This window comes from Pseudomonas sp. TE9122 (assembly GCF_056278925.1).
The window spans coordinates 1,401,238-1,425,806 of sequence record NZ_JBWBQI010000001.1 but is presented as its reverse complement, the minus strand read 5'-3'; the positions used below and the strand labels follow the sequence as shown (position 1 = coordinate 1,425,806).

The window sequence follows — 24,569 nt, the reverse complement described above, 5'->3', positions numbered from 1 at the left end:
TGAAGTCGGGGCTCAGAGGCGTTCGATGATGGTGGCAATGCCCATGCCGCCGCCGACACACAGCGTCGCCAGGCCGTAGCGCAAGTTGCGCGCTTCCAGTTCATCAAGCAGGGTGCCGAGGATCGCGCAACCGGTGGCGCCCAGCGGGTGGCCCATGGCGATCGAGCCGCCGTTGACGTTGACCTTGCCCGGGTCGACGGCCATGTCCTTGATGAATTTCAACACCACCGAAGCAAACGCTTCGTTGACCTCGAACAGATCGATGTCCTCCACGCGCAGTCCGGCCTTGGCCAAGGCTTTGCGGGTCGCCGGCGCTGGGCCGGTGAGCATGATGGTCGGATCTGTGCTGGTGACGGCCGTGGCGACGATACGCGCGCGTGGCTGCAGCCCCAGCGCGCGGCCCTTGGCTTCGGAGCCGATGAGCATCAGCGCCGCACCGTCGACAATTCCGGAACTGTTGCCCGGCGTGTGCACGTGGTTGATCCGCTCGACATGGCTGTAGACCCGCAACGCCGTGGCGTCGAAGCCCATTTGCCCGATCATTTCGAAACTCGGCTTGAGCTTGCCCAGGCCCTCGAGGGTAGACTCGGCGCGGATGAACTCATCGTGGTCAAGCAGGATGATGCCGTTCTGATCCTGCACTGGCACCAGCGACTTGTTGAAGGAGCCGTCGGCCCGCGCTCGTGCGGCTTTTTGCTGCGAGTGCAGCGCGTAGGCATCGACGTCCTGCCGACTGAAGCCTTCGAGAGTGGCGATCAGATCGGCGCCGACGCCTTGCGGGGTGAAATGGCTGTGCAGGTTGGTCTGCGGGTCCAGTGCCCAGGCGCCGCCATCGCTGCCCATCGGCACCCGCGACATCGACTCGACGCCGCCGACCACCACCAGATCCTCGAATCCTGAGCGCACTTTCATCGCGCCAAGATTCACCGCTTCCAGACCCGAAGCGCAGAAACGGTTGATCTGCACACCGGCGACGCTGACGTCCCAGTCGGCCACTTGCACTGCCGTCTTGGCGATGTCCGAACCTTGATCGCCGATCGGCGTGACGCAGCCGAGGACGACGTCATCGACCTGACTGGTATCCAGCGCGGTGCGCGCCTGCAAAGCGCTCAGCAAACCCGCCACCAGGTTGACCGGCTTCACGCTGTGCAGCGCGCCATCGGCCTTGCCTTTGCCACGCGGAGTGCGTAACGCATCGAAAATCAAAGCTTCAGTCATGACGTCCTCGAACCTGATTTATTGTCACTTCACTTTCGCCCTGCGCCGACTGGCAAGCAATGACCACATTGCTCAAAGCGCTTGACGCACACGCTCAGACGGACGGTCATCGGACCTCAGGTGAACCGGTTCAGGTCGTCGAGTTGTCTAGCCAGCGGGCGGCAAAGAAGCTGGCAATACGCCTCATGCCGTTTTAAAAGCTTTTTTCAAGATCCCCATATGAAATGGATCTAAGCGAAGAGTGACGCGGGCTCTAAGGTGAACATGTACGCCATCGTCGTCGGGTTTTGCCGAGACGGGCGTGCTTCAACAGGAAGTGCAACGCGTGCCGTCAGGGAAATGCAGTCAGGCACGCATCAGGAAATAACAATAAAGGCGGTCAAGCCATGTTCAAACAACCGAAAGTACGTCAAGCAGGACTCATTCTTTTCGCCACGACGCTGTTGTTGATCTTGCCGAATCTGACCAAGGTCATCGGCTGATTCAAACGTCGCGTGCTGTATGTCGCCATTGAAAATGTGACTGGCCCGCTACCCGGGCCAGCGCGGTTGTGCCAACCTTTGCGCACTACCACGACATGGACGGCGATCATTTGAAAACCCTCATTGCGCTCGGTGCCTTGCTACTGAGCTTGCCCTTGGCTGCCGCACAACTGGATCTGCAGTTGGGCGCAAACAGCCGCACCTGGCAGACCGAAGAGCTGCTCAAACATCCTCAGCTGCAAACTCTCACGATCAACAATGATGTTTCCTACAAGAAGGACATGACCTATCGGGCCGTGCCGCTGGCCGCCTTGCTAACGGGCGTTAGACCTGAGGATCACTTGCAAGCGGTGGCGCTGGATGGCTTTGCCGCAGAGCTGGCCGCTGCACCCTTGCTGAACAAGGACGGCGCACGAGCATGGCTGGCAATCGAGGACCCGGCGCGGCCGTGGCCACCGCTGTCTGCCGGCAAGCACAGCGCCGGGCCGTTCTATCTGGTCTGGACCGATCCGCAGGCGGGCAATATCAGCCCCGAACAGTGGCCGTTCGAAGTCGCCAGCATCAAGCTGATGGCGCCGGTGGCCCAACGCTTTCCTGCCCTGCTGCCCGATCCTGCCTTGAAGGCCGATGATCCGGTGAACCAGGGTTTTGCCCTGTTTCAAAAAAACTGCCTGGCCTGTCACCGGTTGAATGGTGCCGGAGACGCGCAGTTCGGTCCGGATCTGAATATTCCGTATAGCCCGACCGAGTATTTCGGGGCGGATTTCTTGAAGCGCTACATCCGCGATCCGCAGAGTTTGCGCCAGTGGCCGCAGGCGAAGATGCCGGGGTTTTCTGCTGAGGTATTGCCGGATACCGATCTTGAAATGCTGGTGGGCTATCTCAAGCATATGGCCGGGCGCAAAGTTAAGCCGTAAGCCTTAGGGTGTTATTACTGGCCTCTTCGCTGGCAAGCCAGCTCCCACAGGGTATGCGCAGAGTTCGAATCAGCGGTCATCCTGTGGGAGCTGGCTTGCCAGCGATAGCGGTATCCCGAATCTATTGTTGCTGCACGGAAATAACCGGTGTCGGCGAGACGAACACCTTCGCATGCATCTGCTCGCAGCCACCGCCCCGGCGCATGCCACGGACCGGGCAGGCATCGAGATAATCCAGGCCCACCGCCAGCTTCAGGTGTCGCTCCGGGCGCGCCAGCTGGTTGGTCACGTCGAAGCTGTACCAAGCGTCATCCAGCCACGCTTCTGCCCAGGCATGACTGGCGAGATGCTCGCAATCTTCGCTGTACAGATAACCCGACACGTAACGCGACGGCACGCCGAGACTGCGCGCGCAGGCTAGAAAGGCGTGGGCATGATCCTGACAGACCCCGGCCCGACCGGCGAAAGCTTCGGCGGCGCTGGTGTCGACTTCGGTGGAGCCCGGCGTGTAGCTCATGTGCTGATTCAGACCGTGCATCAAGTCGATCAGCGCGGTGCGGTCTCGCCGCTGCTTGCAGTTCTTCGCGGCAAACTCGCGCAAGGCTTCGTCGGCTTCGGTCAGGCGCGTGAAGCGCAGGAACGGCAGCGCCGACTGGCTCTCATGTTCGGCCTCGCGCAATTCATCGATATCGACCTGACCACGGGCGCCGATGATGATCGCTTCGTGGGGCTCGTCCATGGTCAGCACATGCAGGATGTTGCCAAACGGATCGAGCTGCGCACGCACCGGACGCGGCAAGTCGAGTTGCCAACTGAGGACATGCTGACGCTCGCTGTCGTGGGGTGTCAGGCGCAGGTACTGGATGCTCGCGCGCACCTGATCTTCGTAGTGATAGGTGGTCTCGTGGCTTATGGAAAGTCTCATGCAGCCTCCAGATAGGAACTGTGAATGGCGTTGCCCAACTGGCGCACCAGCGGGATGAATTCGGTCAGCCAGGCGTGCAGGCCTTCTTCGAGAATTTCGTTGATGCCGGTGTAACGCAGGCGCGCATCCATTTCCGCCGCCAGGCGTTGTGCCGGGCGGCCGTTGGCGCCGGGCAGTTGCGCGAGGATCTGGTCAATCTCTTCTGTACAGGCACGCAGCGAACGCGGCACATCGGCGCGCAACAGCAGCAATTCGGCGACATGCCGGGCGCCGGGCGCGTCGCGGTAGATTTCGGTGTAGGCCTCGAATGAGGACAAGGCCCGCAGCAGCGCACTCCATTGGTAATAGGCGTGCGCCGTGCCGTCGCTGACTGCTTCGGCCTGATCGCCGGCCATTTCGTAACGGGCATCAAGCAGGCGCAGCGTGTTGTCCGCGCGCTCGATAAACGTGCCCAGACGAATAAAGCGAAACGCGTCGTTGCGCATGATCGTGCCGTATGAGGCGCCACGAAACAGGTGCGAACGCTCCTTGATCCATTCGCAGAACCGGCTCATGCCATAACGACTCAGGCCCTGCTCGGCGATGCCACGAATTTCCAGCCAGGTCGCATTGATGTTTTCCCACATGTCGGCAGTGATTCGCCCGCGCACGGCATGGGCACTGGCCCGCGCTGCACCAAGGCAGCTGTAGATACTGGCCGGGTTGGCCGCGTCCAGTGCGAAGAAATGCAGCAAGCGTTCAGCGTGCAGGTCACCGTGGCGTTCAAGGTAATCGTCCAAGGTGCCGGTGATCAGCAACGGCATGGCGAGTTCATGCAGACCATCGCCGCGCCCGTCCTGCGGCATCAGCGACAGCGAATAGCTGATGTCGAGCATGCGCGCGAGATTCTCCGCACGCTCCAGGTAACGCGACATCCAGTACAGATCCGAGGCAGTTCTACTTAACATGGCAAGCTTCCTTCAATCCTCGACTACCCAGGTGTCCTTGGTCCCGCCGCCCTGGGAGGAGTTCACCACCAGGGAGCCTTCACGCAACGCGACACGGGTCAAACCGCCAGGCACCACACGGGTTTCGCGGCCGGACAGCACGAACGGACGCAAGTCGATATGGCGCGGCGCGATGCCGTTTTCGACAAAGGTCGGACAGGTCGACAGCGATAGTGTCGGTTGCGCAATGTAGGCATGGGGTTTGGCTTTGATGCGCTCGCGAAAGGCATCGATTTCCGCCGTCGTCGCGGCCGGTCCGACCAGCATCCCGTAACCGCCGGAGCCCTGGGTTTCCTTGACGACCAAATCCGCAAGATTGGCCAGTACGTGGGACAGCTCGGACGGGTTGCGGCATTGCCAGGTCGGCACGTTTTTCAGGATCGGCTCTTCGTCGAGGTAAAAACGGATCATGTCGGTGACAAACGGGTAAACCGATTTATCGTCCGCGACCCCGGTGCCGATGGCATTGGCCAGCACCACGTTGCCGGAGCGATAGGACGACAGCAGCCCCGGCACACCGAGCATCGAATCCGGGTTGAATGCCAGAGGATCGAGGAATGCGTCGTCGAGGCGCCGATAGATCACGTCGACCGCTTTCGGGCCATCGGTGGTGCGCATGAACACCTTGTCGTCACGCACGAACAGATCTGCGCCTTCCACCAGTTCAACGCCCATTTCCCGCGCCAGAAACGCATGTTCGAAGAACGCGCTGTTGAAGCGTCCCGGCGTCAGCACCACCACGCTGGGATTGTCGATCGGGCTCGAGCTTTTGAGAGTGTCGAGCAGAAGATTGGGATAGTGATCGATCGGGGCGATGCGCTGGGCGGAGAACAGTTCGGGGAACAGACGCATCATCATCTTGCGATCTTCGAGCATGTAGCTGACGCCGCTGGGTGTGCGCAGGTTGTCTTCGAGAACGTAATAAGTGCCATCGCCATCGCGCACCAGATCGACGCCGGAGATGTGCGAATAGATATCGCGGTGCAGATCCAGACCTTGCATCGCCAATTGGTATTGCTCGTTGGCCAGCACCTGTTCGGCGGGAATAATCCCGGCCTTGATGATGCGCTGCTCGTGGTAGAGGTCGGCGAGAAACATGTTCAACGCCTTGACCCGCTGGATGCAGCCGCGCTCGACAATCCGCCATTCACTGGCGGGGATGCTACGGGGAATGGTATCGAACGGAATCAGGCGCTCGGTGCCCTGCTCGTCGCCATAGAGCGTGAAGGTGATCCCGGCCCGGTGGAACAGCAGATCGGCCTCGCGGCGGCGCTGCGCGAGCAGCTCGTCGGGCGTCTCGGCCAGCCAGCGGGCAAATTCCCGGTAATGCGGGCGGACCAGGCCGCCGGCATCGTACATCTCGTCAAAATAGGTGCGGATCATGCCGTACTCCTTGTCACTCCGGACATACAGGCCTTCGCAAGGCCCGTGCCATCGGCATAAACGCTTTGATTTCAATCGGTTGTAGATCCACGCCGAAGGCTGCGCACCATTCCTGTGCGGCAAATGCCCCGGCCCGATTGCCCCCGCTTCATTGCGACGCACTGCATCGCCTATCACCAGCATAGTCAGAGTTGATTTCACTGCCCGGCCGCGACTGCGGATAATCCGCGCATTCGCTGCAAAACTTCCCCGGCAAGCCGCCGCGAAGTAGACAGCTCAACTGATCTGAACTGCCTTGGCAGCCCCGTCCCGACAGGACTTTATTGCATACCCGTCTTCCCTTTTAGCCACCCTCTCCGGTGGCTTTTTTTTGCCCGGGATTCTTGTTTCAGGGTTTTGCCACTGCGATATGCAGAAGCCAGAAACGACAACGGCCGACCCGAAGGTCAGCCGTTGCCCGACAAACAATGCGCAATATCAATTCAACCGGTAACGATTGCGCACCTCCTGCTTCACGCCCCAACCCTCGATAATGCCGCCCAGCGGTTCGACCACGGCAGAAAAGCCTTGCTCGAAATCGCCGATGTCGTCATAGGTTGCGTACATCACTTTGCTCAATTCCAGCGACCAGGCGCCGTCGTCGCGCGCACTGACCTGGGCATTGATGGATTCACCGCGAAATTTGCCTGCTGCCCTGCGCGCCCGCTCCTCGTCCGGGAAAATCGCGTAGAACTCAATGGGATGGAACCGGGAAAAATCGAAACCGCCTTCTTTCATGCGGCGCAGAACATTGCTGCTGATGTCTTCTTGATAGGCTGTGCTCATGAATCGTCCCCCTCGATTGATGGATAGACTTTCCGTATTCCCGCCCCCGGCCTTTTGGCCTAAGTACTACGGCAACGTGGTTGCGCGCGGGAAACAAGCATGTAGCTGACAAGACCAGACCTTAGCGATCCATTCGCTGATCTCGCTTGCAGAGTAGCCCCAAGAGAGCGCCGCTGCCAAGGCCTGGTTTACGAGATGACAGGAAGTGTTCAGACAGGGGTGATGCTGAGGATTTCGATGCCGTTCTGGGTCTTGAGGTTTTTCACCTCGGCATCGGTGGTGCGCCCTTGCAGGTCGTTGAGATCCAGCTTGGCGGCAACCGGAAGAAGCCGCTCCTTGATCAGCCGCGCGGCTTCATCATCGGACGGGCATTCCTCACGTTCGAAGACTTCATCAACAATTTCGCCGTGATCATCCACGAAAGTGACTTTCCACTTTTGCATCAGTGCCTCCTCGATCAACCCGTAAATGGGCTTACCTCTATCTCGACTTTTTTCCGCGAGAGTTGGTTCAAAAGGATTACAGCCGCCAACGGTGAAAATAACCAGCCGATCGATAGGGCGGACTTCTGTGGCGAGGGGATTTATCCCCGTTCGGCTGCGCAGCAGTCGTAAGACCGTCCATTGCGGTTTAACGGAGACACCGCGCCGGCCGGTTCAGGGATGCTGCGCATCCCAACGGGGATTTATCCCCTCACCACAAAAGCTCCCTTGCAGAGCGCCTTCAGCGTGATCAGTCGTTGCTCGGCTTATTGACCGCTTGCAGCACGTATTGCGGCAAGGCGAACGCGCCGATGTGGATTTCCGGATTGTAGTAACGGGTGACGATGCCGCTGCCGATGAAGCGCTGTTGCAGGGTTTCACGGCTGAGCTTGCGGTAGGCCGGGTTGGTCGAGCCCCAGGCGAAGGTCATCGAGCCGCCGATGTAGGTCGGCACGGCGGCCTGGTAGAAGTGCCAGTCCGGGAACAGGCTGCGCAGGCGACCGGCGGTGGTTTTGACTTCGTCGATTTGCATGAACGGCGTGCCGTTCTGAGTCACGAGGATGCCGCCTTCGTTCAGGCAGCGGTGGCACGCCTGGTAGAAATTCTCCGAGAACAGCACTTCGCCCGGGCCGATCGGGTCGGTGGAGTCGGAGATGATCACGTCGAATTTTTCAGTGGTGGTGGCGACGAAACGCATGCCGTCATCGATCACCAGGTTCAGGCGCGGATCGTCGTAGGCACCAGCGGAATGGTTCGGCAGGAATTCCTTGCACATGTCGACCACGGTGCCGTCAATTTCGACCATGGTGATGTGCTCGACGCCGGCGTGCTTGGTCACTTCGCGCAACATGCCGCCGTCACCGCCGCCGATGATCAGCACGCGCTTGGCAGTGCCGTGGGCGAGGATCGGCACGTGGGTGAGCATTTCGTGGTAGATGAATTCGTCGGCTTCGGTGGTCTGGATCACGCCGTCCAGCGCCATCACCCGGCCCATGCGCGGGTTCTGGAAGATCACCAGATGCTGGTGTTCGGTGCGCACTTCGTGCAGCAGTTTTTCCATGCGAAAACGCTGGCCGTAGCCTTCGTAGAGGGTTTCCAGGTACTCGCTGGTCTTGGTGACGGTCATGGTCAAGTGCTCCGATAAATGCGCGGGCGCCATCGTGGGGACGATTGCCCGGGAAAGGCGCGCATTCTACGTTGCCGAAGATGACAGGTCGAACCTCCGGTTGTTTTTTACCAGCGCAAACCAATGTGGGAGCGAGCCTGCTCGCGAAAGCGGAGTATCAGTTGCCGGTGATGGCGACTGACACAACGTCTTCGCGAGCAGGCTCGCTCCCACAGGGATGACCGTGTGATCGACAATCAGCTCAGATCCGGACGTTACCCCGTGGCCCGGCAATAGCCCAGATGATCAGGCCCAGCACCGGCAGGAGGATAATCAGCAACACCCAGACGATTTTCATCCCGGTGGAGGCGCCGCTTTTGAGCACATTGATGATGGCCCAGATATCGAGGGCAAGGATGATCAGGCCAATCAGACCGTTGAACGTGGAACCCATGGTGTCGCTCCAGAATAGTGGCATGCACTTTTAGGATAGACGGTCGCGCGCAGGGTTCCCTTTTATTGCGTTCAGACGTGAACAGCGACCTTCAAGGCTTCCAGTGCCGGCGCAGCGGCGATGCCGACCTCGGCGCACAACTCCAGCACGCGGGGCACGTCGTTGCCGTAGACCAGGACCATTTGCAATTCATCGTCGAGCAACTGGCTGAAGTTCATCAACGTGTAACCGCCGTTTTCCTTGTTCAGGCTGCTCATCTGCACCTGGATGCGGTTGAGTGCGGTCAGTGCTTCGGTCTTGGCCAGTTGTTTGGGCTTGAGGTTGAAATCCACGCCGGGGCCAAACGAAGCAACGATTTGTGCGAACAGATCGACATAGGTATCGGCCTGGAACAGCACAGTTTCCGGCAGACTGCCGACCACCACCCATTCACCCAGCGGGATCGGGAATGTGTCGTCGTAGTTGATGTCCGGATTGGCGGCCAGAAAAGCATTGGCATCGGCGTAGGCCTGCGCGGCTTCGTCGGCCACTTTCAGGATCTCGTCCTCGCCCATGCAGCCGGAGCTGATTTTGCTGATGAGTTCGACGAGTGCGGCTTTCATGAGGGCGGATCCTGTAGTGACAGTAGAATTTCGGGCGCGAAGAATAGCGCAGAAAAGCAAAAGATCGCAGCCTTCGGCAGCTCCTACAGGTCCTGCGTTCACTTGGCGAACGCATCAAGTGTAGGAGCTGCCGCAGGCTGCGATCTTTTGATCGTTTATCAGGCCAACAACTTTTCCAGCTGCGCAGTGGTATCGACTGCACCCATGGTCCGCGCCGCATCCAGCGCGGTCACGCCATTGGCGTCCTTGGCTCTCGGGTCAGCACCCTGGCCGATCAGGTAATCGACGATTTCAACGCGATTGAACATCGCCGCCATCATCAGCGCCGTGCGGCCGTCGAAGGAAGAACCTTCAATCTCGGCGCCCGCCTCAACCAGCGCCTTGACCACCGCCAGATCGCCTTTGAACGCGGCGCCGGCAATCGGGCTCTGGCCGTTGCCATTGCGCATTTCCGGATCGGCTTTGTGTTTAAGCAGAACCTTCACCGCATCAACATGGCCGTAGTAGCTGGCGAGCATCAACAGGGTGTCGCCCTTGCTGTTTTTCAGGTTCACCGGCAGTCCGGCGGAGACAAGGCGATCAAGCATCTCGGCATCACCGTCGCGCGCCTTGTTGAAAACCTGCTCGGTGAATTCGGCAGCTTCCTCAGGGGTCATCTGGCGGCTTTGGTCAGACATGTGGCACTCCATTTCGGTCTATCGGAAGCCGACAGTTTCCCGAGCGCGACGGTGCCTGTCACTCGGTTTTTTCCGAGCGTCCCGATAGCCACGCTCAATACCGATGTTTGCCTTGTTGAATTTCAGCGAGGATTTGCTCACTGACATGCACATAAGTTTCGCTGCCCGGCAGCCAGGCAAAGATCGGGTCATCGCCCGTGAGGCCGGGATCGAAGCCTTCTGTTTTCAGGCGAGTCTTCTGGTACTTGAACGTGCCGGTGGTTTCCATTTTCACTTTCACCCGCAGGAACAACGGCACGGCATAAGCCGGCATACGTTGCCGGACGAAACTCAGCAATTCAGCGAAATCCAGCGTGGCCAAGGATTCCGCAGGAGTGATGGCGGCCATTCCGGCGCGCCCGTTGGTGTTGGGGATTTCGACACCGTAGGCCACGGCTTCAGCAATCAATGGATGTTGCAGCAACAGGTTCTCGACTTCGGTGGTCGACACGTTTTCACCCTTCCAGCGATAGGTATCGCCGAGGCGATCAACAAATTGCGCGTGGCCGAAACCGATGTTGCGCAGCAGGTCGCCGGTGTTGAAAAAGCGATCGCCCTTGTTGAACACATCGTGCAATACGACGCGGGCGGTTTTCTGCGGATCGGTGTAACCGTCCAGCGGCGCTTTTTCGTCGATACGCGCCAGCAGCAGGCCTTGCTCGCCCTTGCCGACCTTGCGCATGAAACCATCTTCGCCGCGCAACGGCTCGCCACTGTCATGGTCGTAAGCGACCAGTTCCCAGGCCATCAGGGAAAACCCGACGGTGTTGTCGAAATTGAGGATGTTGGTGAAACCGATGTTGCCGTCGCTGGCCGCGTACAGCTCACAGATATGCTCCACCGCAAAACGTGATTTGAACTCGGCCCAAGCACCAGGACGCAGGCCATTGCCGATCATCTTGCGCACATCGTGACGGCTGTCATCGACGCTGACCGGTTGTTCGACCAGGTAGCGGCACAATTCGCCAACATAGCCGATGGTGGTCGCGCGATAGCGGCGCACATCATTCCAGAACTGGCTGGCGCTGAATTTGCGGCGGATGGCGAAACCCGAGGCGCCGTTGATCGCCGATCCCCAACACACGCACAGACCTGTGGCGTGATACAGCGGCAAGGTGCAGTAAACGACATCATCCGGGCGCATATCGAGGGCGATCATGCCGAAGCTCGCCGAACTGCGCATCCACCGTCCGTGCTTGAAAACCCCGGCCTTGGGCAGACCGGTGGTGCCGGAGGTGTAGATGTAGAAACACGGATCGTCGAAGAATACTTGCGCGCTGCTCGGCGGGTTATCGCTGCTGGCGTCAGCACTGGCGCTGATCAGATTGACGTAATCCTCGGGCGCGATGCCCGGGTGGCTGTATGTGTCCTGATCAGCGACAAACCAGGTGCGGGGCGCTGCGATCGCTACCTGATCACGCACGCCGGCATAGGCAGCGGTCAGTTCTTCGCCGACCACGATGGCCACAGGCGCAACCAGATTGATACTGTGAACAAGCGTGTCGCGCATCAATGAGGTGTTGAGCAGCGCACTGACCGCGCCGAGCTTGGCCAGCGCCAGGATTGTCACCAGTAATTCCGCACGGTTCTCGATGAACACCGCGACCACATCGCCTTTGCCGATACCTTGCTCGCTCAGATAATGCGCAATGCGATTGGCCCACTGGTTGACCTGTGTGTAGGTCAACGCCACGTCGCCCTGCAATAACGCCACACCATCGGGATTGCGCAGCGTCGCCTGCTCGAACGTCCAGCCCAGGCCACACGTTTGGGTCGGATCCGTGACGTTGGCCACCTTCATGCCTTTGACCACCCGGGGGATGGCCTTGGCGATCATCGGCAGTTTGCGGAGCATCATGCCCCAGGTAATCGTGTCGCTTGGTGCGTGACGCATGAAAGCTCCCCGTTCGATCTTGACGTGCAGACCGCTGTTCTTGTTATCGGGTAATGACTGCGACCGACGCGTTTACGCCGTGGGTCGAGAAGGAAAGTACGTCAGTGCTCGCGGGGCTGTACACGCGGTTTTTGCAATGATTTGTATCCCGCCGCGCCTACGGGGAAGAGCGGATTCTGGTACGGACGTTTGGTTCCGTTGTACGGAGAAAAATCACGCAAAATGCAGGATGCACGATGGCCATTCATGCAGATTGCACGACGCCTGCAAAATGCAATGTCTTCAACTTGTTGATTTCAAAGGGATTTTATTCGAAGCAATGCTGGCACAAACGCTGCAACTACCTCCGCATGCTTGCCATTCAAGTACATACGGAGCTGATGACATGAGCCTGATTCAAGAAAAATTTACATCGCTGTTCTCCAACTACGAAGTCAGCACTGCCCCGCGTCCTGACGGTGGCATCCTGCTCACTCTGCGTAGCAGCGACGGCAAAGTCTTCAAACGCGCCCTCTCGTATCAGCAACTGCATGCCGGCGACCAACTGTCGTGGGCGATCAGCGCGATCCGCCGCGACCTGGCCGAACAAGCCAGCGAGCTGCCGCAAATTGCGATGCTGCAGAGCCAGCAGCGTTTTGCTCTGCCGACCTATCACTCGCTGTAACTGGCTTTAAACAAAAACAGGCCGTGGAGCATGCGCTTCACGGCCTGTTTTTTGTGCGCATGATTTTTGTAGGAGCTGCGATACGCTGCGATGTTTTGATCTTGATTTCATGCCTAAATCGAAAGATCGCAGCCTCGTTTCACTCGACAGCTCCTACAGGGATTTGTGTAATGGTCAGAACGCTTCCGGTTCGATCCCGGTAAAGCTGTCCACCGTCACGTGTCCTGCCAACTCTCCGCCTTCACGCGCCAGGCCACAGGTTTTCATGCCGGCTGACTGGGCAGCGTCGAGCTCTTCGACGATATCCGACAGGAACAGGATTTCATCGGCTTCAACACCCACCGCCTGCTGAATGTTGCGGTAGGACTGCGCCTCACGCTTCGGCCCCGATGTGGTGTCGAAATAGCCGCTGAACAGCGGTGTCAGATCCCCCGCTTCCGAGCAACCGAAAATCAGTTTCTGTGCCTGGATCGAGCCGGACGAGTAAACAAACAGTTGATAACCGGCCGCATGCCAACGTTGCAGCGCTTCAACGGCATCCGGATAAACATGCCCTTTCAACTGCCCGGCCTGATAGCCCTGCGCCCAGACCATGCCCTGCAACGCCTTGAGCGGCGTGGCTTTGCGGTCTTCAGCGATCCAGCTCAAGAGGATTTCAACAACCCGCTCGACATCGGCCTGCGCCTCGTTGCTGTCGCGGCGCACGGCGTCGAGCTGTTCGGCGACATCAGCACGCGATGCGGTCTGGCGCACAAAGTCGGGCAAATGTTCGGCGGCGTAGGGAAACAGCACGTCGAAGACGAAACTCACCGCGCTGGTGGTGCCTTCGATGTCGGTGAGGATGGCTTTGATCGACACGGTTTCAGTCCTCCAGACGCGGGAAACGACCGGCGATGTCTTCGCCGGTGAAATTGGCAACCCAGCCTTCCGGGTTGTTGAACAGACGAATCGCCACGAAATGCGGATGTTCGCCCATGTCGAACCAGTGCTTGGTGCCGGCCGGAACCGAGATCAGGTCGTTCTTTTCACAGAGCACGGCGTAGACGTAATCGTCGATATGCAGGGTAAACAAGCCACGACCGGCGACGAAAAATCGCACTTCGTCTTCGCCATGGCGGTGCTCTTCGAGGAACTTGGCGCGCAGCTCGGCTTTTTGCGGATGATCACTGTTGAGGCTGATCACATCGACCGTAATGTAACCGCGCTCGGTCATCAGTTTGTCAATCTGCTCTTTGTAGGCGCTGATGACCTCTTCCTGACTGGCGCCGGGCTGAATCTTCGCGGCGGCCTGCCAGCGGTCGAAACGCACGCCCTGCTCGGCCAGCGTCGAGGCGATATCTTCGAAATGGGTCAGCACCTTATTGGGAATCTCAGGGCTGGAAACGTGATAAACGGACAGGCTGCTCATGGGCAATTCCTCGGTAGCGGCGGCGCCGTCCGGCTCTTGAAGACCGGTCGGGCGCCGCATGGCATCAGGCAAACAGGCTGTTTCAGATGAACTCAGCCTTGGCGGTTCATGACGCTGCGGGTTTTCAACTCGCATTCAAACAGGAATTCAAAAGCCTCGATCTGCCGTAGCGCGTCGCTCATCTGCGCGCCCCATGTGTAGAGACCATGGCCGCGAATCAGATAACCGGCGCAATCAGGATGGGCGTCGAGCCAAGGCTGCACCTTGGCGGCGAGGCGCGCAATGTCCTGATCGTTGTCGAAAATCGGCACACGCACCCGTGATTCATGGGTGGAAATGCCGCTGAAGGCTTTTTGCAGTTCGTAGTCTTCGAACTCGATGAAATCTTCCGGGGTCAGCCGCGACAGCACCGTGGCATTCACCGAATGGGTGTGCAGCACCGCACCGATTTCCGCGCGCCAACTGTAGAGCTGGGTGTGCAGCAAGGTTTCGGCGGAGGGTTTCTTGCCCGGCTCCAGGCTATTGCCGGACAGATCGGTAGCGAGCACGTCATCCACACCCAACTGGCCCTTGTGCTTGCCCGATACGGTCAACAGCGCTTCGCTCGGCGACAGGCGTGTCGAATAGTTGCTGCTGGTGGCTGGCGACCAGCCACGGCCATATAGAAAACGCCCGGCGTCAACGATCTGCTGGGCGAGCTGTTCACGACTAAGGCTCATGGCCTGTCCTCTTGCATACATGTGGCAATGATAACGGCAGCGGCAAGCGCTGCGAGACTGGCAATACTAAAGGTCAATGTTGCGCCGAGGGCATTCCAGCTGTAGCCGGAATACAGCGCGCCGAGCGCCCCGCCGGTGCCGGCCAGTGCCGCATACAGCGCCTGGCCCTGGCCTTGCTGGCGGGCGCCGAAACTACGTTGCACGAAAGCGATGGCAGCCGCATGAAAGCTGCCGAATGTCGCTGCATGCAACACCTGGGCGAACAACAACACCCAGAGAAACTCCGCAAACGAACCGAGCAGCACCCAACGCAACGCCGCCAGAAGGAAGCTCGCCAGCAGCACCCGGCGCAGGGAAAAGCGCGCCAGAATGCGGCTCATGGCCATGAACATCAGCACTTCCGCAACCACACCCACGGCCCAGAGCATGCCGATGACGCCACGGCTGTAACCGAGGCGTTCAAGGTGCAAAGTCAGAAAGGTGTAATACGGCCCGTGGCTGACCTGCATCAGCGCGACGCAAGCATAAAACGCCAGCACGCCGGGATGACGCAATTGCTTGAGGAAGCCCTCACCCGTCGGCCGATTGCCTTGCGCGGGCTGCGCATTCGGCACCCACAGGCTGCTGAGAACGATACCGGCCATGATCAGCACCAACGCCGCTGGGTAGATGTCCAGACTCAGCCATTCGAACAGCCGTCCCAGCACCACCACAGTGATGATGAAGCCGATCGAGCCCCACAGGCGAATCTGGCTGTAACGCGAGGTCTGCCCCTGCAGATGCGCGAGGGTGATGACTTCGAACTGCGGCAGCACCGCGTGCCAGAAGAACGCATGCAGGGCCATGACCATCGCCAGCCAGGCGTAAGTCTGGCTGACGAAAATCAGCGAAAAGGTCAGCAACGTACAGACCGCACCAAAGCGCACGATGGCCAGACGCCTGCCGGTGTAATCGCCGAGCCAGCCCCAGATGTTCGGCGCCACGCAGCGCATCAGCATCGGAATCGCCACCAGCTCGCCGATGCGTGCGGCGCTGAAGCCGAGGTGATCGAAGTACAGCGCCAGAAACGGCGCTGTCGATCCGAGCAAGGCGAAATAGAACAGATAGAAACTGGACAACCGCCAGTAAGGAAGCGCCGCCACGCCCGTTATGCCGCGACGGCTTTGAGCGCAGCCATCAGAGCTGGCCCAGCACCGGCGTGCTCACGCGCACATCGGCGTTCTGCCCACGGTGGCGCAGCAGGTGATCCATCAGCACGATGGCCATCATCGCTTCGGCGATCGGCGTCGCGCGGATGCCGACGCATGGGTCGTGACGCCCCTTGGTGATCACGTCGACCGGGTTGCCATTCACGTCGATCGAGCGGCCCGGGGTGGTGATGCTCGAGGTCGGTTTCAATGCCAGATGCGCAACGATTGGCTGGCCGGACGAGATGCCACCGAGGATGCCGCCGGCGTTGTTGCTGAGGAAACCCTCCGGCGTCAGTTCATCGCGGTGTTCGGTACCACGCTGGGCGACACAGGCGAACCCGGCGCCGATCTCGACTCCCTTGACCGCGTTGATGCTCATCAGCGCGTGGGCGAGTTCGGCGTCGAGGCGATCGAAGATCGGCTCGCCAAGACCCGGCATCACGCCTTCGGCGACCACGGTGATCTTCGCTCCGACCGAGTCCTGATCGCGGCGCAACTGGTCCATGTACGCTTCCAGCTCCGGGACCTTGTCCGGGTCAGGACTGAAAAAGGCGTTTTCTTCGACCGAATCCCAGGTCTTGAACGGAATTTCGATCGGGCCGAGCTGGCTCATGTAACCGCGAATCACGATGCCCTGACTGGCCAGATACTTCTTGGCGATCGCACCGGCCGCTACGCGCATGGCGGTTTCCCGCGCCGAACTGCGGCCACCGCCGCGATAATCGCGTTCGCCGTATTTATGGTGATAGGTGTAGTCGGCGTGAGCCGGGCGGAACAGGTCCTTGATCGCCGAGTAGTCCTTGGACTTCTGGTCGGTATTGCGAATCAGCAGGCCGATCGAGCAACCGGTGGTGCGTCCCTCGAACACGCCGGAGAGGATTTCGACTTCATCGGCTTCCTGGCGCTGAGTGGTGTGGCGGCTGGTGCCAGGCTTGCGGCGATCGAGGTCGCGCTGCAGATCTTCCAGGGAAATCTCCAGGCCCGGCGGGCAGCCGTCGACAATGGCGACCAACGCCGGACCATGGCTTTCGCCAGCGGTGGTGACAGTGAACAACTTGCCGTAGGTATTGCCGGACATGCAGGACGCTCCGTGAAATCAAACCCGAATTCTTGATGCGCGCCAGTATACGCAGGCTAACCGAGTAGTTCATCCTCGAACCTTAGTGGTGCTGGCGAGTCCAACCGGCACCTTGACCAATGATGGCGTGATGATGCTGCGAGTTCTGATCTTGAGTCTTACCCTCTTTACCGGCTTTGCCCAAGCGACAGTCCTACAGCGCCCGGTCACTCTGGACACCGGCAGCGGCGAACTTTTTGGTTCGCTGTTGCTGCCCAAGTCCGACAGCCCGGTGCCGATTGTTCTGATGATTTCTGGCTCAGGTCCTACAGATCGCGACGGAAATAACCCCGACGGCGGACGCAATGACAGCCTCAAGCGCTTGGCCTGGGTGCTGGCCAAACACAACATCGCCAGCGTGCGCTACGACAAGCGTGGCGTTGCGGCAAGCCTGGCGGCCGCTCCCGATGAACGTGATTTGTCTGTAGAAGGCTATGCGGCGGACGCCGTGGCGTGGGGGCAGAAGCTCAAGGCCGATCCGCGTTTCGGCAAACTGATTCTGCTCGGCCACAGCGAAGGCGCGCTGATTGCCAGCCTCGCCGCGCCGAAGCTGGACGCAGCGGCGGTGATCTCGCTGTCCGGCAGCGCGCGCCCGGTCGACCAGGTCATCCGCGAACAGTTGGCGCGCAGCCTGCCGCCGCCACTGATGCTGCGCAGCAACGAACTGCTCGACAGCCTCAAGGCCGGCCATACCGATGACAACGTGCCGCAGCCGTTGCAGGTGATCTTTCGCCCGAGCGTGCAGCCGTACCTGATTTCGCTGTTCCGTCAGGACCCGGCGCAGGCCTTTGCCCAGTTGAAAATGCCGGCGCTGATTGTCCAGGGCAGCAACGACATTCAGGTCGGCACCGAGGACGCGAAGCTGCTCAAGGCGGCGAAACCGGAAGCGCAACTGACGGTGATCGACGGTATGAATCACGTGCTGCGCATCGTCCACAACGACATGAAGCGGCAATTGGCCTCCTACAAGGACCCGAATTTGCCCCTGGCCGCCGAACTGGGCGCCGCCGTCATCGAATTTATTGACGGAATTCGTGCAAGTTAACTGCGTTTTACCCTCCAGCCTCACAGAAAACGGCCGATAAGCCTTTGTCGCCAGCGCAACGTCTGGCGGCAAGCAGGGCTTGGACAGGATCTCGCCGTTATGACTGAAACCCAGACTTCACCCGACACCAGCGCTGAAAAAGACGCACCGCCAGCGGTCGAACTGCCGTGGGCGGACGTTCAGGCCGAGCACCACAAGATGCTCCGCCTGGCGCCGCTGCAGACCGACCGCAATACCGGCGGCCGGCCGTTGCGCTTTGTCGAATTCGGTTACGCCGAGCGCAACAGCAAAGAGCGCAGCCTGATGCGCATGGCGATCAAGCTGCCCAACCAGCGCGTGCGCAAAGAGCAGAATCATCTTGATGTGTGGGTCGACCACGCGAGCAAACGGGTGAGTTTCGGTCCCGATAGCGGCTTGCAGATTGAACCGCTGAATCGCGGTATCGGCCGCTTCATGGCTGCGCAAGGCATCAATTGGGCGAAAAAGCGCTGGCCCGGCTACACCGTCGACGGCATGGACCTGAACAACAAGGACGCGCTCAACGAAGACACTCGCTTGCGTCGCGACCATTTCCTGCGCTTGCACGGTTTCGATGTGGCTTACGCCGATGCCCAGCATTTGAAAGGCAGCATCAAGGCCGTGCAGGTCGGTGATCTGCTTGGTGACTGGAACAGCGAAAAGCTGCAGATCGTCGAAATTCTTGAAGCCGCGCAGATGCTCCAGCAGGCCGAACAGAACCTGGCCGAGCAGGAAGTGAAACTGAAGAAGCAGGAAGAAAAAGTCAGCAAGTTCAAGCGTGAAGACGCCGGGCTGCGTTTCACCATTACGTGTCTGGTGGCATTTGCGGTGTTTCAGGCGGGGTTGTTGATCTGGATTGCTACGCACCGCTGAGGGCTTGAGCGCGTACTGATCGTTCCCATGCTCTGCGTGGGAACGATCTGTCACAACCTTAGACGCGGGACGCGAACAGGGCCTGATGCGCGCGGCACTGCTCGGCTGTCAGCATGAACACGCCATGCCCACCACGCTGGAACTCCAGCCAGGCGAAATCGACTTCCGGGTACAACGCCTCGACGTGCACCTGGCTGTTGCCCACCTCGACAATCAACAAACCTTTCTCGGTCAGGTGATCCGCCGCTTCGGCGAGCATGCGCCGGACCAGATTCAGACCATCATCACCGCAGGCCAGACCGAGTTCAGGCTCGTGCTGATACTCGTCCGGCATGTCGGCGAAATCTTCCGCGTCGACGTAGGGCGGGTTCGACACGATCAGGTCGAAACGCTGACCCGGTAAGCCGTCGAAACCATCACCCTGCACGGTATAGACGCGCTCATCGACGCCATGGCGCTCGATGTTCTGATTGGCCACTTCCAGCGCCTCGAACGACAGGTCCGCGAGCACTACCTCGGCATTCTGGAATTCGTAAGCGCAAGCAATGCCGATGCAGCCGGAGCCAGTGCACAGGTCGAGAATCCGCGCCGGTTCGTTGCCGATCCACGGCGCAAAGCGGTTTTCGATCAGTTCACCAATCGGCGAACGCGGGATCAACACGCGCGGGTCGACGATGAACGACATGCCGCAGAACCAAGCTTCACCGAGCAGATAGGCGGTGGGAACGCGATCCTCGATGCGGCGCTTGAGCAAGCGCTGCAGATTGACCAGTTCGTCATCTTCCAGCGCGCAATCAAGATAGCTGTCGGCGATTTCCCAAGGCAGGTGCAAAGCGCCCAGTACCAACTGGCGCGCCTCGTCCCAGGCGTTGTCGGTGCCATGACCGAAAAACAGATCCTCCCCATGGAAGCGGCTGACGGCCCAACGGATGTGGTCGCGCAGGGTACGAAGTCGGGAAGTGATCACGGCGTAGAACTCCAGAAAAAACGACTGGCGATTCTAGCAGCCAAAACGCGCGACGACGACGCAGGAAAAACCGCGTGGCAACGGTAGGAGATTTCTTTTTTTTGCATCAGGCATTGAACGGAACGTGTAACTTGACAAGGCTGCAGGCCAAGAACGACGGCGCCTACGATGGTAGCGATTCACAGAACCGCTCAGCCAGAGGACAATGTCGCAAAAGCCCCACCCCGAGGAGCCCCAGAATGTCCGTTCCAAAAACGATGTTTCAACTCAGCGGCCGCGGTTACGCAGCGGCCACCCTGAGCCATGCCACCGTGGTCATCATCGATGCCCAGAAGGAATACCTCAGTGGCCCGCTGGCCCTGAGCGGCATGGACGCGGCCGTCGCGAACATCAAACAAGTGGTTGCCGCAGCCCGTGCCGCCGGTCGGCCGATCGTGCACGTGCGTCATCTCGGCACCGTGGGTGGCCTGTTCGACCCGCAGGGCGAACGTGGCGAGTTCATCCCTGGTCTGGAACCACAGGGTGATGAAACCATTATCGGCAAACTGCTGCCGAGCGCGTTCCATGGCACCGAACTGCTCGAGCGCCTGCAGAACCTCGGCTCGCTGGACCTGATCGTTTGCGGTTTCATGAGTCACTCCAGCGTCAGCACCACCGTGCGCGCGGCGAAAAACCTCGGTTTCCGCTGCACCTTGGTCGAAGACGCCTGCGCGACCCGCGATCTGCCGTTCAAGGGCGGCGTGCTCAGCGCCGAACGCGTGCAGGAAGCGGAAATGGCGATCATGGCCGACAACTTCGCCACGCTGGCCAAGACTCAGGACCTGATCTGATCCTGCCCTTGCGAGCGGTGCGTTGGCGCCGCTCATCCGCTATATCCGCTGATTTGCCGCAAATGCCATAGCCTCAGGAACAACCCGGTCAACTCCCGGTCGAAGGGCCGATACCATTGAGGAAGGTCGGAATGAAGTTATCCGATGGATTTGACGCACGCCGTTTGCGGCCCAAAGGCCAAAGCAACTGGCGTTTTCGATTTGGCGCGGCGATCTCGGCCATTCTGGCGACGTTCGGCGTGCTGCTGGCGATGGCTGGGGCAGCCAGCCTGCTCGGCCGTCCGCCGGCGCTGGGTGACCTGAACGCGTCACCGCTGGGCTCGGCAATCATGCTCGCCGTCGGCTTGCTGTTTCTGTATTTCGGCGTTGCCCTGTGGCGCCGCTGCCGCCGTCGCGCACGGCAATCGCGGGAACTGAACATGGCCCCGCATCTGATGAAAAAACACGACTGACCCAACGGCCTGGCTTTTTGCCGGGCCGTTTTCTGTCGACTTGGGTAAACTGGCCGCCCTTCGCGGAGGCTGACATGCAAGACGACGATTTTTCTCTGTTCAAAAGTGCGATCCAGGGCGTCAAGCCGATCAAGCACGACCGCGCCGACACCGGCAAACCCAAGGCTGACCGCGCGCAGATCGCCAAGCTGCGTCAGTCCGCCACCGTGCGCAGCGACACCACTATCATTGATGGCTTGTCCGACCAGTTCGTGATCGACGTCGGCCCGGAAGACGAACTGATGTGGTCCCGCGACGGCGTGCAGGAAAGCCAGATGCGCAAGCTCAAGGTCGGGCAGATCCCGTTCGAAGGCAGCCTCGACCTGCACGGCATGAGCGTGGAAAAGGCCCGGGAAACGCTTTGGGCCTTTCTCGCCGAAGCGACCAAGTTCGAAATCCGCTGCGTGCGCGTGACTCACGGCAAGGCCGTGCGCCTCGATGGCAAGCGGCCAATGATCAAAAGCCATGTCAACACCTGGCTGCGCCAGCACGCCCAAGTCCTCGGCTTTTGCTCCTGCCAGGCCCGTCACGGCGGCGCCGGCGCGGTTTATGTGATGCTGAAACGGACGATGATGGAAGGTCGCGACGAATAATTGCGTTACACCAAATTTGCGGGCTGCGAAAACTTCCACAGATAGTTCGATAGATCTAGAACAGAATCATACCCCGGTTCTAGAAAGCCAAGGCAATAGTAAAAAGCCCGCATATCTGCGGGCCCGGCTAAAAAAGTACTAACTATTTATCTTCTGCGATATCTTTCATTATCAACGGAACCAACGTCGTCTGCGCAGCATAAACAGAAGCAACTGGAGATAGATGGCTATTATCAAATGTAGTCATTCCAGTTTTTCGATCAGAACCTAAATAAGTTCTGCATCCTTTATCAGTACACAACAGGTCAATCATCGAAACATACTGAAATCCACCCTGCCCATCGCCATACTTGCTTTTGAGCACAGCTTCGGAATCAAGAACATGCTGGACGACGCCATCTTTTAAGTAAGTCGGCGTGGACTCCCAATGTCTCTGTAATATGATCTGATTAAGCCTCCCGTCCCACAACGGGACTGGGCCCATAACAATTACATGCTTGACGCCGTAGGAGGTCAATGCAGTCGCGAGTTGAGGGAGACTGGCGGAGACATCGTGCCAGAGTACCTGACCTATAATTACCACATTAGGCCTTTGATCCTTTATCGTCTGAATCGCAAATTTATTGGATTTTTTGCAATATTCAGTAGTTGAAGCGTCGATTTCCGGAAGGTTAGGCAAACAACCGGAAGTAGCCACACTGAGAACCCCAATCTCTTTAGGTAACTCGTGTGTCACTCCGTAAATATATTGTTGCGCGTGTGAATCCCCCCAAAAAACAAGCTTCTTGGATTTGTCTGACTTGAAACATTTTTCTGCAATATTGGAAACTGGAATATTTGTGGCTGAACCTTTGAGAAAAGCATCCATATTGTACCAGTCACAATCGTACCTGAACTTACCAGGAATGTCCTGTTTCATAAAATATTGCCAATCAGGTTTTACATTTGCAAAGTACTCCGCGAACTGCTCTCTTTCGTCTTGACGAGATGGAAACCCATTTTTAGAAATGGTCGCCGCACCAATACTTATAAACACCAGAGCCCCGCAGATCAGAAGTCTGAACGCTGTGCGACCGGATATTTTTTGGCGCATAGGTATTTCGATAAACCTATAGGTCAACCATGCGAGAACTACAGATAAAACTACCATAGCACTGCGCAGTGGGAAGTCGGGTGTGCCTGAGAAAAAAATGTAAGTAAAAGAGAATATCGGCCAATGCCACAAGTAGAGCGGATAGCTGATCAAGCCAATAAAGACCAAGAAGCGTGACGACAATACTTTTTTATTAATCCAAGCGTCAGGCCCTGAAAATATTAATAGTGCTGAGCCTATGACGGGAAGCAGCGCCCAATAACCAGGAAATTGTTTATTTTTATCAATAATAGATACTGCTGTAACGACGAATGTTATACCCACAAACGAGGCCGCATTACGAAGAACCTGAGATCGAATTTTACACGAATGGGGCGATCCGAACACCGTATTGTAAGCTAACAAGCTACCAAACAGTAACTCCCAAACCCGGTATTGAGGTAGAAAAAAAACGCCCGCTGGTGTGTCGGAGATATAAAGCAAGCCGAATCCAAATGAACATAGGCCAACGAATGTTACCGCTATTGCATACGCCAACCTAGATGCGACTTTGGAAAGAACGATTATAGAAATTGGGAAAAAGAGATAGAATTGCTCTTCGACGCCCAATGACCACAAATGCATGAGAGGTTTAGTCTCAACGGTTGCGTCAAAATAACCCGACTCGGAATACATCATTAAATTCTGAACAAAACTTAAACCAGCGATCATATGCTTGCAGAGAACTTTAAACTCTGCCCCCATCATGATCACCCAGGCTGCGATAAACGACGAAAGCAGAACTATCAGGAGCGCTGGGAATATACGCCTCACACGCCGCACGTAGAAATCATAGACACTGAAACTATTTGTCGATACACCCTTGAATATAATATTGGATATCAGATACCCGGAAATCACAAAAAATATATCTACACCTACAAACCCACCCGCGAGCACGGTCGGGAACGCGTGATATATAACTACAGCAAGAATTGCGAGCGCTCGCAGCCCATCGATATCGGGACGATAACTTAAAGGTCGAACATAAAGATTATTCTCCCTATCCGACAAAGCCTCCTTTGAACTCAAATTTTGCGCAGCACTAGAACCCATTAAATTATTTCCTTGTCAAATAATTAGCAGCACATCGCGCTGTAAAACGAAGGCTAAAAAATTGGAGAATTGTACTTTCCGAACGAAATAAATTCCAATAAAATTCAAGATAAACCAATTCCGAACGGCGCCCAACCGCCCTGCACATGATTGCAGACGCTTGAAGCACTAACTTCCAACACCCGCGTGAGCTTCACTTTGCTTTTGATAGTCGGCCGATTATTAGACACCTGTCCATCGATCACCTCGCATCTGCGGCGAAATATGATCACAGGAGCGGCTTGCACGAGCAAAATTCATAGTGCTGTTCCTCCACCCACTGAGCGCGCTCGGTTTCGAGCACAGACCTGCGGACATTCAGCTCCCCGAGCGGCTTTCTCTGGATGCGCTGATCTATTTTGACAAAAATGAGGACAAACCACCAACTCTTCTCTCAGGCCAGTTTTTGGCCACCTGCATCGGATCCTGCGTACGGAG

The 24,569-nt window shown here is 58.2% G+C and carries 25 protein-coding genes; 7 read left to right on the top strand and 18 right to left on the bottom strand.

Annotated features, from left to right (window positions below; all coding sequences use genetic code 11):
- Positions 1-12: 12 nt before the first annotated feature.
- Positions 13-1,218: an acetyl-CoA C-acetyltransferase gene (locus ACZ9BE_RS06420; RefSeq protein WP_041479365.1), complete on the bottom strand. Its 1,206-nt coding sequence runs from the start codon at positions 1,216-1,218 to the stop codon at positions 13-15.
- A gap of 577 nt (positions 1,219-1,795) precedes the next feature.
- On the opposite strand from ACZ9BE_RS06420, the gene ACZ9BE_RS06415 reads away from it, so the two are divergent.
- A complete protein-coding gene (locus ACZ9BE_RS06415; RefSeq protein ID WP_460143572.1) occupies positions 1,796-2,617 on the top strand; it encodes a c-type cytochrome in 822 nt (273 codons plus the stop codon).
- A gap of 121 nt (positions 2,618-2,738) precedes the next feature.
- Here the strand turns inward: ACZ9BE_RS06415 and ACZ9BE_RS06410 are convergent, their stop codons facing one another.
- The 10 genes from ACZ9BE_RS06410 to ACZ9BE_RS06365 all read right to left on the bottom strand — a co-directional run bounded on the left by ACZ9BE_RS06410 (position 2,739) and on the right by ACZ9BE_RS06365 (position 11,989).
- Complete coding sequence (locus ACZ9BE_RS06410) at positions 2,739-3,542, bottom strand: transglutaminase family protein (protein ID WP_056784068.1); 804 nt, start codon at positions 3,540-3,542, stop codon at positions 2,739-2,741.
- Complete coding sequence (locus ACZ9BE_RS06405) at positions 3,539-4,489, bottom strand: alpha-E domain-containing protein (protein ID WP_016773788.1); 951 nt, start codon at positions 4,487-4,489, stop codon at positions 3,539-3,541. Before ACZ9BE_RS06405 ends, ACZ9BE_RS06410 begins: the two co-directional genes overlap by 4 nt.
- A gap of 12 nt (positions 4,490-4,501) precedes the next feature.
- Positions 4,502-5,911 carry a circularly permuted type 2 ATP-grasp protein gene (locus ACZ9BE_RS06400; RefSeq protein WP_056784066.1) on the bottom strand — a complete coding sequence of 470 codons (1,410 nt, stop codon included), beginning with the start codon at positions 5,909-5,911 and terminating at the stop codon, positions 4,502-4,504.
- A gap of 477 nt (positions 5,912-6,388) precedes the next feature.
- Positions 6,389-6,736: a ribonuclease E inhibitor RraB gene (locus ACZ9BE_RS06395; RefSeq protein ID WP_003223226.1), complete on the bottom strand. Its 348-nt coding sequence runs from the start codon at positions 6,734-6,736 to the stop codon at positions 6,389-6,391.
- 209 nt (positions 6,737-6,945) lie between these two features.
- A complete protein-coding gene (locus ACZ9BE_RS06390; protein ID WP_095180818.1) occupies positions 6,946-7,179 on the bottom strand; it encodes a hypothetical protein in 234 nt (77 codons plus the stop codon).
- Positions 7,180-7,468: 289 nt separating this feature from the next.
- The gene (gene speE / locus ACZ9BE_RS06385) at positions 7,469-8,344 is read right to left on the bottom strand and encodes a polyamine aminopropyltransferase (RefSeq protein ID WP_016773785.1); all 876 of its coding nucleotides are present in this window, start codon (positions 8,342-8,344) and stop codon (positions 7,469-7,471) included.
- A gap of 241 nt (positions 8,345-8,585) precedes the next feature.
- Positions 8,586-8,777 carry a PLDc N-terminal domain-containing protein gene (locus tag ACZ9BE_RS06380; RefSeq protein WP_016773784.1) on the bottom strand — a complete coding sequence of 64 codons (192 nt, stop codon included), beginning with the start codon at positions 8,775-8,777 and terminating at the stop codon, positions 8,586-8,588.
- Positions 8,778-8,848: 71 nt separating this feature from the next.
- Positions 8,849-9,379 (bottom strand): hypothetical protein, encoded by a 531-nt coding sequence (locus ACZ9BE_RS06375; RefSeq protein WP_056784060.1) that lies wholly within the window; start codon positions 9,377-9,379, stop codon positions 8,849-8,851.
- Between the two features lie 158 nt (positions 9,380-9,537).
- Positions 9,538-10,056, bottom strand: a complete 519-nt coding sequence (locus ACZ9BE_RS06370; protein ID WP_150741359.1) for an ankyrin repeat domain-containing protein — start codon at positions 10,054-10,056, stop codon at positions 9,538-9,540.
- Between the two features lie 94 nt (positions 10,057-10,150).
- A complete protein-coding gene (locus ACZ9BE_RS06365) occupies positions 10,151-11,989 on the bottom strand; it encodes a long-chain-acyl-CoA synthetase (protein WP_252879710.1) in 1,839 nt (612 codons plus the stop codon).
- A 385-nt stretch (positions 11,990-12,374) separates the two neighbouring features.
- Here ACZ9BE_RS06365 and ACZ9BE_RS06360 point away from each other — a divergent pair, with 385 nt between their 5' ends.
- Positions 12,375-12,653 (top strand): DUF3509 domain-containing protein, encoded by a 279-nt coding sequence (locus tag ACZ9BE_RS06360; protein WP_016773780.1) that lies wholly within the window; start codon positions 12,375-12,377, stop codon positions 12,651-12,653.
- A 174-nt stretch (positions 12,654-12,827) separates the two neighbouring features.
- Here ACZ9BE_RS06360 and mtnC read toward each other — a convergent pair whose 3' ends face one another.
- The 5 genes from mtnC to aroC all read right to left on the bottom strand — a co-directional run bounded on the left by mtnC (position 12,828) and on the right by aroC (position 17,048).
- A complete protein-coding gene (gene mtnC, locus ACZ9BE_RS06355) occupies positions 12,828-13,511 on the bottom strand; it encodes an acireductone synthase (protein ID WP_150638719.1) in 684 nt (227 codons plus the stop codon).
- A gap of 4 nt (positions 13,512-13,515) precedes the next feature.
- On the bottom strand, positions 13,516-14,061 hold the full coding sequence (locus ACZ9BE_RS06350) for a 1,2-dihydroxy-3-keto-5-methylthiopentene dioxygenase (RefSeq protein WP_038861971.1): 546 nt from the start codon (positions 14,059-14,061) through the stop codon (positions 13,516-13,518).
- 92 nt (positions 14,062-14,153) lie between these two features.
- Complete coding sequence (locus tag ACZ9BE_RS06345; RefSeq protein WP_150741356.1) at positions 14,154-14,780, bottom strand: methylthioribulose 1-phosphate dehydratase; 627 nt, start codon at positions 14,778-14,780, stop codon at positions 14,154-14,156.
- Entirely contained in the window at positions 14,777-15,922 is a 1,146-nt protein-coding gene (locus tag ACZ9BE_RS06340; RefSeq protein WP_024012224.1) for an MFS transporter, read from the bottom strand. Before ACZ9BE_RS06340 ends, ACZ9BE_RS06345 begins: the two co-directional genes overlap by 4 nt.
- 34 nt (positions 15,923-15,956) lie before the next feature.
- Positions 15,957-17,048, bottom strand: a complete 1,092-nt coding sequence (gene aroC / locus ACZ9BE_RS06335; protein WP_024012223.1) for a chorismate synthase — start codon at positions 17,046-17,048, stop codon at positions 15,957-15,959.
- A 130-nt stretch (positions 17,049-17,178) separates the two neighbouring features.
- Between aroC and ACZ9BE_RS06330 the strand changes: the two genes are divergently transcribed.
- Positions 17,179-18,132: an alpha/beta hydrolase gene (locus ACZ9BE_RS06330; protein ID WP_056786766.1), complete on the top strand. Its 954-nt coding sequence runs from the start codon at positions 17,179-17,181 to the stop codon at positions 18,130-18,132.
- Positions 18,133-18,231: 99 nt separating this feature from the next.
- The gene (locus ACZ9BE_RS06325) at positions 18,232-19,023 is read left to right on the top strand and encodes a hypothetical protein (protein ID WP_476249068.1); all 792 of its coding nucleotides are present in this window, start codon (positions 18,232-18,234) and stop codon (positions 19,021-19,023) included.
- A 58-nt stretch (positions 19,024-19,081) separates the two neighbouring features.
- On the opposite strand, the gene prmB is transcribed toward ACZ9BE_RS06325, so the two are convergent.
- Positions 19,082-19,990 (bottom strand): 50S ribosomal protein L3 N(5)-glutamine methyltransferase, encoded by a 909-nt coding sequence (prmB, locus tag ACZ9BE_RS06320; protein ID WP_016773773.1) that lies wholly within the window; start codon positions 19,988-19,990, stop codon positions 19,082-19,084.
- Positions 19,991-20,229: 239 nt separating this feature from the next.
- Here prmB and ACZ9BE_RS06315 point away from each other — a divergent pair, with 239 nt between their 5' ends.
- The 3 genes from ACZ9BE_RS06315 to ACZ9BE_RS06305 all read left to right on the top strand — a co-directional run bounded on the left by ACZ9BE_RS06315 (position 20,230) and on the right by ACZ9BE_RS06305 (position 21,904).
- The gene (locus ACZ9BE_RS06315) at positions 20,230-20,820 is read left to right on the top strand and encodes a cysteine hydrolase family protein (protein ID WP_016773772.1); all 591 of its coding nucleotides are present in this window, start codon (positions 20,230-20,232) and stop codon (positions 20,818-20,820) included.
- A gap of 131 nt (positions 20,821-20,951) precedes the next feature.
- The gene (locus ACZ9BE_RS06310; protein ID WP_041479344.1) at positions 20,952-21,272 is read left to right on the top strand and encodes a hypothetical protein; all 321 of its coding nucleotides are present in this window, start codon (positions 20,952-20,954) and stop codon (positions 21,270-21,272) included.
- Positions 21,273-21,346: 74 nt separating this feature from the next.
- Positions 21,347-21,904, top strand: coding sequence for a Smr/MutS family protein (locus tag ACZ9BE_RS06305; RefSeq protein ID WP_016773770.1), 558 nt, complete (start codon positions 21,347-21,349; stop codon positions 21,902-21,904).
- A 142-nt stretch (positions 21,905-22,046) separates the two neighbouring features.
- Here ACZ9BE_RS06305 and ACZ9BE_RS06300 read toward each other — a convergent pair whose 3' ends face one another.
- The gene (locus ACZ9BE_RS06300; protein ID WP_476249067.1) at positions 22,047-24,092 is read right to left on the bottom strand and encodes an acyltransferase family protein; all 2,046 of its coding nucleotides are present in this window, start codon (positions 24,090-24,092) and stop codon (positions 22,047-22,049) included.
- Positions 24,093-24,569 lie beyond the last annotated feature (477 nt).

Bases quoted from the DNA above. Each gene is read 5' to 3' on its own strand.
- ACZ9BE_RS06370 (WP_150741359.1), bottom strand. From the start codon at position 10,056: ATGTCTGACCAAAGCCGCCAGATGACCCCTGAGGAAGCTGCCGAATTC.
- speE (WP_016773785.1), bottom strand. From the start codon at position 8,344: ATGACCGTCACCAAGACCAGCGAGTACCTGGAAACCCTCTACGAAGGC.
- ACZ9BE_RS06345 (WP_150741356.1), bottom strand. From the start codon at position 14,780: ATGAGCCTTAGTCGTGAACAGCTCGCCCAGCAGATCGTTGACGCCGGG.
- ACZ9BE_RS06420 (WP_041479365.1), bottom strand. From the start codon at position 1,218: ATGACTGAAGCTTTGATTTTCGATGCGTTACGCACTCCGCGTGGCAAA.
- ACZ9BE_RS06400 (WP_056784066.1), bottom strand. From the start codon at position 5,911: ATGATCCGCACCTATTTTGACGAGATGTACGATGCCGGCGGCCTGGTC.
- ACZ9BE_RS06395 (WP_003223226.1), bottom strand. From the start codon at position 6,736: ATGAGCACAGCCTATCAAGAAGACATCAGCAGCAATGTTCTGCGCCGC.
- ACZ9BE_RS06305 (WP_016773770.1), top strand. From the start codon at position 21,347: ATGCAAGACGACGATTTTTCTCTGTTCAAAAGTGCGATCCAGGGCGTC.
- ACZ9BE_RS06325 (WP_476249068.1), top strand. From the start codon at position 18,232: ATGACTGAAACCCAGACTTCACCCGACACCAGCGCTGAAAAAGACGCA.
- ACZ9BE_RS06360 (WP_016773780.1), top strand. From the start codon at position 12,375: ATGAGCCTGATTCAAGAAAAATTTACATCGCTGTTCTCCAACTACGAA.
- ACZ9BE_RS06375 (WP_056784060.1), bottom strand. From the start codon at position 9,379: ATGAAAGCCGCACTCGTCGAACTCATCAGCAAAATCAGCTCCGGCTGC.
- ACZ9BE_RS06380 (WP_016773784.1), bottom strand. From the start codon at position 8,777: ATGGGTTCCACGTTCAACGGTCTGATTGGCCTGATCATCCTTGCCCTC.
- ACZ9BE_RS06415 (WP_460143572.1), top strand. From the start codon at position 1,796: ATGGACGGCGATCATTTGAAAACCCTCATTGCGCTCGGTGCCTTGCTA.
- ACZ9BE_RS06330 (WP_056786766.1), top strand. From the start codon at position 17,179: ATGATGCTGCGAGTTCTGATCTTGAGTCTTACCCTCTTTACCGGCTTT.
- ACZ9BE_RS06405 (WP_016773788.1), bottom strand. From the start codon at position 4,489: ATGTTAAGTAGAACTGCCTCGGATCTGTACTGGATGTCGCGTTACCTG.
- ACZ9BE_RS06350 (WP_038861971.1), bottom strand. From the start codon at position 14,061: ATGAGCAGCCTGTCCGTTTATCACGTTTCCAGCCCTGAGATTCCCAAT.
- ACZ9BE_RS06390 (WP_095180818.1), bottom strand. From the start codon at position 7,179: ATGCAAAAGTGGAAAGTCACTTTCGTGGATGATCACGGCGAAATTGTT.
- ACZ9BE_RS06365 (WP_252879710.1), bottom strand. From the start codon at position 11,989: ATGCGTCACGCACCAAGCGACACGATTACCTGGGGCATGATGCTCCGC.
- ACZ9BE_RS06310 (WP_041479344.1), top strand. From the start codon at position 20,952: ATGAAGTTATCCGATGGATTTGACGCACGCCGTTTGCGGCCCAAAGGC.
- ACZ9BE_RS06315 (WP_016773772.1), top strand. From the start codon at position 20,230: ATGTCCGTTCCAAAAACGATGTTTCAACTCAGCGGCCGCGGTTACGCA.
- ACZ9BE_RS06300 (WP_476249067.1), bottom strand. From the start codon at position 24,092: ATGGGTTCTAGTGCTGCGCAAAATTTGAGTTCAAAGGAGGCTTTGTCG.
- aroC (WP_024012223.1), bottom strand. From the start codon at position 17,048: ATGTCCGGCAATACCTACGGCAAGTTGTTCACTGTCACCACCGCTGGC.
- ACZ9BE_RS06410 (WP_056784068.1), bottom strand. From the start codon at position 3,542: ATGAGACTTTCCATAAGCCACGAGACCACCTATCACTACGAAGATCAG.